Origin of the sequence: Mesorhizobium sp. M4A.F.Ca.ET.090.04.2.1 (genome assembly GCF_003999085.1) — a bacterium.
Lineage (GTDB): Bacteria > Pseudomonadota > Alphaproteobacteria > Rhizobiales > Rhizobiaceae > Mesorhizobium.
The window spans coordinates 1-7,489 of the sequence record NZ_RZOT01000293.1; the positions used below are offsets into that span (position 1 = coordinate 1).

Below are 7,489 nucleotides of genomic sequence, written 5' to 3' on the forward strand. Positions count from 1 at the left end.
GCGCAGATGTTCTGGTTGCCGCTCATGGTGAGCAGGCTCTCGCACGGGCCGACGGCGGCGCGCGCCACGACGCCAAAGACGAGCAGGAACAGCAGCGGGTAGCCGGCGGTGAATTCGGGGCCGAACAGAACCAGCATCGGCTGTCCCAGCGCCAGCACCAGCAGCGCCATCAGCAGCGAGGGCCAGAAGGTCCACGACACCGTCTCACGGGCGAAGGCGGCAAGCCGATCCGGCTCGCCATGGGTGAACTGGGCATAGCGCTGGGCGACGCCGGCCTTGACGGCGAAATAGACGAAATGCACCAGCGCCAGCGTCTTCACGGTAGCGAAATAGACGGCGACGTCATCCGGATCGAGATAGGCGCCGACCATCAGCACGTCGGCGTTGGTCAGCAGGAAGAAGAAGCTCTCGACCAGGAAGATCGGCAGCGAGACCATGAACCATCGCGTGAAATGCACCTTCATCGGACCGGGCACGAGCTTGCGGTCGATGCGCGCGGTGACGCCCATGAACTGGCCGATCGTGGTGGCATAGCTGGCGGCGATCGAGGCGAAGATCGCGGTCCTGGCATCGGGCGCGTAGCCCGCCGCCAGCATCAGCGCCATGAACACCAGGATCAGCACCGGCCGCACCAGATAGGTCGGCGACAGCGCGAACAGCGCCCATGAATTCGCCCGCGCCAGCCCTTGCAGGAGATCGCCCAGCGCGATCATCGGCAGGCAGACGACGCCGAGGATGAAGGGCACGACATAGTAGTTCTCGATCCAGGGCGAGAACAGCCAGACGCCCAGCGCGCCGAGGCCGGCAATGGCCGTCGAGGCAACCAGCACGAACAGCCGGCTCGCCACGACGATGCCGCGCAGTTCGGCGAGCAGGCCGCGCTCGCGATATTCGGGGATGAAGCGGATGACGGAGGTGTGGAAGCCGAGGCAGGCGAGGTTGCCGACGATCACCATCGTCACCCAGACCAGCACGAAGATGCCGTATTCGAACGAGCCCATCCAGCGCGCCATCAGCACCTGGCTGACGAAAGCGATGACGGCGCTGATAATGCGGATGGCGAAGGCGATGAGCGACATGCGGCCGGCCTCGCCGCGCTCGTCGGCGGTGAACAGCACGGCATCGATGCGGCCAAGCAACGGGTTCACGCGCAGCGCCCAGCGCTGCGGCAATAACCGCCCGGCAGTCGTCGCCGCGGAAAAGCGCACCCCGATTATTCTCCGTTTTCCGCCTCTTTCCTGCGTTTCGATCTAGCGAAAACACATTAAGAAACGGTTGGGTGGGGAGCTTTCCTTCTCCCTGTCACTATACGGGGCGAAGGCGCCGGCAGGCGAATGAGGGGCGGCGCAGCCCTTCTAAGCATCGCGCTGCCGCGAAGCGGATTGGTTTGCAGGAGTGGGCTGAGGAGATGGCAGGCCTCAAACGCCGGCGCCGCCCCTCATCCGGCCGTTCGAGCCACCTTCTCGCCGTGAACGGCGAGAAGGAAGAGGTGTCGCTCAAGCAAACGCGCCGTGGCAGTGCTTGTATTTCTTGCCGGAGCCGCAGGGGCAGGCCTCGTTGCGGCCGATCTTGCCCCAGGTCGCCGGGTTCCGCGGATCGCGGTTCTCCGGCGCGACGATCGCATTGGATTCCTGGCGCACCAGGAGCGCCGTCTCGCCGCCCTGGAAGTCGTCCTCGCCGGTGGTGCCGTCGATGTGGCTGCCGAACATGTCGGGGGCCTCGGGCGGCGGCGCTTCAGCGGCCTGGCGGACCAGCTCAACGCGCATCAGCTGCGCGGTGACAGCCTGGCGCAGATTGCCGAGCATGCCCTGGAACAGCTCGAAGGCCTCGCCCTTGTATTCCTGCAGCGGATCGCGCTGGGCATAGCCGCGGAAGCCGACGACCGAGCGCAGATGGTCGAGATTGACGATGTGCTCGCGCCAGAGGTGGTCCAGGGTCTGCAGCACTACCGAGCGTTCGACATAGCTCATCACGTCGGGGCCGAAACGCTCGGCGCGTTCCTTGGCTGCGGCCTCCGCGGCTGCGGTGATGCGCTCGCGGATGTCGTCCTCGGCGATGCCTTCTTCCTTGGCCCACTCCTCGACCGGCAGGTCGAGGTTGAGGAATTCGGCCACCTCGGCCTTGAGCCCGGCGACATTCCACTGCTCGGCATAGGCATTTTCGGGAATGTTCTTGGCGACGATCTCTTCGATGACGCCGTCGCGCATCTCGGCGACCGTCTCCGACAGGCCTTTGCCGTCCATAAGCTCGATGCGCTGCTCGAACACCACCTTGCGCTGGTCATTGGAGACGTCGTCATACTTCAACAGGTTCTTGCGGATGTCGAAGTTGCGCGCCTCGACCTTCTTCTGCGCCTTTTCCAGCGCCTTGTTGATCCAGGGATGGATGATCGCCTCGTCTTCCTTGAGGCCGAGCTTCTGCAGCATGCCGTCCATGCGCTCGGATCCGAAGATGCGCATCAGGTCGTCCTGCAGCGACAGGAAGAACTTCGAGCGGCCGGGGTCGCCCTGGCGGCCGGAGCGGCCGCGCAGCTGATTGTCGATGCGGCGCGATTCATGGCGCTCGGTGGCGAGCACGTAGAGACCGCCGGCGGCGAGCGCCTTTTCCTTCAGGCGGGCGACGTCGTCGCGGATTGCCTTTTCCTTGGCTTCGCGCTCCGGACCTTCCGGCAGGTCACCGAGTTCTTCGGCGATGCGCATCTCGGCGTTGCCGCCGAGCTGGATGTCGGTGCCGCGGCCGGCCATGTTGGTAGCGATGGTGATGGCGCCCGGCTTGCCGGCCTGGGCGACAATGGCGGCCTCGCGCTCGTGGTGGCGGGCATTCAGCACTTCGAAATGCTTGAAGCCGTCCTTGCGCAGGCGCTCGGCCAGTTGCTCGGATTTCTCGATCGAAGTGGTGCCGACCAGGATCGGCTGGCCCTTGTCGCGCGCGTCCTTGATCTCCCTGACGATCGCCTTGTACTTCTCGTCGACGGTCCGGTAGACCTCGTCGTCCTCATCCTTGCGCACGACCGGCAGGTTGGTCGGGATCTCGGTGACCTCGAGATTGTAGATGTTGGCGAACTCCTCGGCCTCGGTCAGCGCCGTGCCGGTCATGCCGGCGAGCTTGTCGTAGAGGCGGAAATAATTCTGGAAGGTGACGGAGGCCAGCGTCTGGTTCTCAGGCTGGATCGCCACGTGCTCCTTGGCCTCGAGCGCCTGGTGCAGGCCTTCCGAATAGCGGCGGCCGGGCATCATGCGGCCGGTGAATTCGTCGATGATGACGATCTCGCCGTTGCGAACGATATAGTCCTTGTCGCGCTGGAACAGCCGATGCGCCTTGAGCGCATTGTTGACATGGTGGACGATGGCGACGTTCTCGACGTCGTAAAGCGACTCGCCCTTCAGAAGGCCTGCGTCGCGCAGCATGTTCTCGAGCTTCTCGGTGCCTTCCTCGGTGAAGATCGAGGTCTTCTGCTTCTCGTCGATCTCGTAGTCGGCCGGGTCGAGCTTGAGCATGAAGGCGTCGATGGTGTTGTACATCTCCGAACGGTCCTCGAGCGGACCGGAGATGATCAGCGGCGTGCGCGCCTCGTCGACCAGGATGGAATCGACTTCGTCGACAATGGCGTAGCTGTGACCGCGCTGCACCATCTGCGCGCGCTCATATTTCATGTTGTCGCGCAGATAGTCGAAGCCGAGCTCGTTGTTGGTGGCGTAGGTGACGTCGGCGGCGTAGGCGGTGCGACGCTCCTCGTCGGAGAGGCCGTGGACGATGACGCCGACGGTGAGGCCGAGGAACTTGTAGATGCGACCCATCCATTCGGAGTCGCGGGTGGCGAGGTAGTCGTTGACGGTGACGACGTGGACGCCCTTGCCGGCGAGCGCATTGAGATAGACGGGCAGCGTGCCGACCAGGGTCTTGCCTTCACCGGTGCGCATCTCGGCGATGCCGCCATTGTGCAGCACCATGCCGCCGATCAGCTGCACGTCGAAGGGACGCAGGCCGAGCACGCGGCGCGCGGCCTCGCGCACGGTGGCGAAGGCCGGGATCAGGAGATCATCGAGCGAGGCGCCGTTGGCGATATCCTGGCGGAACTTTTCCGTGCGGCCGCGCAGCTCGGCGTCGGAAAGCGCCCGCATCTCGTTTTCCATTGCGTTGATGGCCTCGACCCGCGGCCGGGTCGCCTTCACCCGGCGATCGTTGGAGGAGCCGAAAACCTTACGGGCGAGACCGCCGAGACTGACCATCCAATGGCCCTTTCGATAGCATTCTTATTCGTTGCGACAGGCACCGGGCGGCCCCATCAAATCCGCGTGAAACGCGGACAAACGCAAAAAGCGTCCGGAAAACGGTTCTGGACGCAAAGTCGTTGGACAGATAAGAGGGGGCTCAAACGATGTCAACGCCGCGCTGGTCCTGCGGACCGCGCCAAATTCCGCCACGATCTGGCCGATCTGAAGCCATTCAGCCCAAGCAATCCCCACCGGAGTTAATCTTGATGACCTTATTGTTCCGCCGCGCGTCGCTCGCCAGCCTTGGCCTGGCATTCGGACTGTCGGCTCTTTCGCTGTCGCCGGTGATGGCGCAGGAAGCCGCCCCGGCCCAGCCGGCTGCCCCGGCCGCAGCCGCCAAGCCGGTCGATCCGAACACCGTGGTCGCGACGATCAACGGCCAGCCGCTGACCGAGGCGGACCTTGGGCTTGCGGAAGGCGAGCTGTCGCAGCAGTTCCAGCAGCTGCCGCCGGAACAGCGCCGCGCTGCCGCCCTTTCGGCGGCCATAGAGATCCGTGTCATGGCCGCCCAGGCGGTCGCCACCGGCCTCGACAAGGATGCCGACTTCCAACGCCGCATGGCCTTCCTGCAGCAGCGGGCGCTGCATGGCGAGATGGTCGAGAAGGGCGTCGTCGCCAAGGTGACCGACGCCGAGATTCGCGCCCGCTACGACCAGGAGATCGCCAACACACCACCGGTCAACGAGGTGCATGCCCGTCACATCCTCGTGAAGACCAAGGAAGAGGCCGAGGCGATCATCAAGCAGCTCGACGGCGGCGCCGACTTCCAGAAGCTTGCCAACGAGCACACCAGCGATCCGAGCGGCAAGTCCAATGGCGGCGATCTCGGCTGGTTCGGACCGGGACAGATGGTGCCGGAGTTCGACAAGGCAGCGTTCGCGCTCGAAGTGGGCAAATACACCAAGGAGCCGGTGCAGTCGCAGTTCGGCTGGCACGTCATCAAGCTCGAGGACAAGCGGGCCAAGCAGCCGCCTGCCTTCGAGGAGGTCAAGGATCAGGCCAAGCAGGCGGTCATCCGCGACAAGTATTTCGCGCTGGTGAAGCAACTGCGCGCCGACGCCAAGGTCGAGATTCCCGACGCCAACCTGAAGAAGGCGGTCGAGACGATCGAAAGCGGCAAGTAAGCCGGCGAGATGGAAGTCATGAAAAGGGCGCCGACCGGCGCCCTTTTTTGTTTCACGCAGAGCGTTTCACCTTTTCCTGGAAACGCTGAACCGCTCTATCTCTTTGTTTTGACGCAATTCCGGACGGAACGCCGCTTCGCACTTTTCCTGGAATTGCCGCGGCAGACAGCCATAGCCAGCCGTCAACGAGTGCTGGAAATGCCCGAAATCAGATAGTGGACGGCGGCGCGCAATCTGGCCTCGTCCTCGTCGAGACGGTTGGTCAACAGATGCCGCCAGGCATAGGAGGCGATCAGGTCGGCGACGATCTCGGCATCGACGTCGGGCGCGACCTCGCCGCGCGCCTTGGCGCGCACGATCAACTGGCCGGTGTGGGCGCGGCGTCCGGCCGCGTAGCCGGCAAGGGCGGCGGCAGCCTGGCTATCCGACTGCGCCTCGGCGATTAGCGATCTGAACACATTGCCCGACGATGTAAGGCGCCAGTGCGCGAACAGGTTCTTCAGGAAGCCGACTAGGTCGTCCTCCAGACGGCCGGTGTCGGGGACGTTGACCCGCTTCTGCCGCTGGTAGACGTCGAGCAGCAGGGCGGCCTTGCTTGGCCACCAGCGATAGATGGTCGGCTTGCCGGCCCGCGCCCGGCGCGCCACCGCCTCGATCGAAAAGCCTGAATAGCCGGCCTCCGCCAGCACCGCCTCGGCGGCGTCGAGAATGGCGTCGGCGCTCTCGGGATTGCGCTTGGCGCCGATCGATTTGCGCCCGGGGCCGGGAGTCATGCTCATCCTGATCCTCCTTGGCCGGTGAGTCCGTCACCAATCATATTGGGTTGCCTGTGCAAACGAAACGCCCCGTTCCGGGTTGCGTGCCCGCGGTCCAGCTTGGAAGGCACGGCCAGGACGCCCCTTGCGTCGGCGCGCCGTATCGGGCAAACCGGCCTTCCCTTTGCGATTTCCGCCGCCCGAGGTCCCCATGTCCGCAACGATTTCGCCGCTCGCGCCGAAGAAATATCCGAAAATGCCCGCCATCGAAGGCGTGCGCATCGCCACCGCCGAGGCGGGGATCAAGTACAAGAACCGCACCGACCTTCTGGCCATGGTCTTCGATCCGGGCACCGCCGTCGCCGGCGTGTTCACCAAGTCGAAATGTCCGTCGGCGCCAGTCGATTTCTGCCGGCAGAACCTGGGCGCCGGCAAGGCGCGCGTGCTGGTCGTCAATTCCGGCAACGCCAATGCCTTCACCGGCAAGAAGGGCCGCGCTTCCACCGCGCTGACCGGCGAGGCGGCGGCCAAGGCGGCCGGATGCGCCACGAGCGAAGTGTTCCTGGCCTCCACCGGCGTCATCGGCGAGCCGCTCGACACAGCCAGGTTCAGCCATCTGCTCGCCGGGCTGGTCAAGGATGGCAAGCCCGATCTGTGGACCGAGGCCGCCAAGGCCATCATGACCACGGACACCTATCCGAAGGTGGCGACGGCGACGGTGAAGCTCGGCGACGCCGACGTAACCATCAACGGCATTGCCAAGGGCGCCGGCATGATCGCGCCAGACATGGCGACGATGCTCTCCTTTATCGCCACCGACGCGCCGATCGCCGCACCGGTGCTGCAGGATCTGTTGTCGCGCGGCACGACCAAGACCTTCAACGCGGTGACCGTTGACAGCGATACCTCGACCAGCGACACGCTGCTCTTGTTCGCCACGGGTGCCGCGGCCAGGCGCGGTGCGCCGGCAATCACCGACGCGAAGGACGCTCGGCTCGGCGCGTTCCGCCGCGCGCTCGGCAAAATACTGAAAACGCTGGCGCTGCAGGTTGTGCGCGACGGCGAGGGTGCGCGCAAGCAGGTCGAAGTCACCGTCACCGGCGCCAAATCGGCCCGTTCGGCCAAGCGCATCGCGCTGTCGATCGCCAATTCGCCGCTGGTCAAGACGGCCGTCGCCGGAGAGGACGCCAATTGGGGGCGTGTCGTCATGGCGGTCGGCAAGGCCGGCGAGCCCGCCGACCGCGACCTTCTGTCGATCTGGTTCGGCGACAACAGGCTGGCGCATGAGGGCGAGCGCGATCCGGCCTATTCCGAGGAAGCGACCTCGGCCTACATG

Annotated in this window: 5 protein-coding genes; 2 read left to right on the forward strand and 3 right to left on the reverse strand. The window is 65.0% G+C overall.

Annotated elements, in window-relative coordinates; all coding sequences use genetic code 11:
• The coding region (locus EN781_RS20170) for a lipopolysaccharide biosynthesis protein (RefSeq protein ID WP_145965560.1) at nt 1-1,208 on the reverse strand (1,208 nt) is incomplete at its 3' end.
• Between the two features lie 288 nt (nt 1,209-1,496).
• Nucleotides 1,497-4,229: a preprotein translocase subunit SecA gene (secA, locus tag EN781_RS20175; protein WP_127400266.1), complete on the reverse strand. Its 2,733-nt coding sequence runs from the start codon at nt 4,227-4,229 to the stop codon at nt 1,497-1,499.
• Nucleotides 4,230-4,480: 251 nt separating this feature from the next.
• Here secA and EN781_RS20180 point away from each other — a divergent pair, with 251 nt between their 5' ends.
• Nucleotides 4,481-5,398 carry a peptidylprolyl isomerase gene (locus EN781_RS20180; protein ID WP_126058132.1) on the forward strand — a complete coding sequence of 306 codons (918 nt, stop codon included), beginning with the start codon at nt 4,481-4,483 and terminating at the stop codon, nt 5,396-5,398.
• 182 nt (nt 5,399-5,580) lie between these two features.
• Here the strand turns inward: EN781_RS20180 and EN781_RS20185 are convergent, their stop codons facing one another.
• On the reverse strand, nt 5,581-6,177 hold the full coding sequence (locus EN781_RS20185) for a TetR/AcrR family transcriptional regulator (protein WP_126058133.1): 597 nt from the start codon (nt 6,175-6,177) through the stop codon (nt 5,581-5,583).
• 187 nt (nt 6,178-6,364) lie between these two features.
• Between EN781_RS20185 and argJ the strand changes: the two genes are divergently transcribed.
• The coding region (argJ, locus tag EN781_RS20190) for a bifunctional glutamate N-acetyltransferase/amino-acid acetyltransferase ArgJ (protein ID WP_127400267.1) at nt 6,365-7,489 on the forward strand (1,125 nt) is incomplete at its 3' end.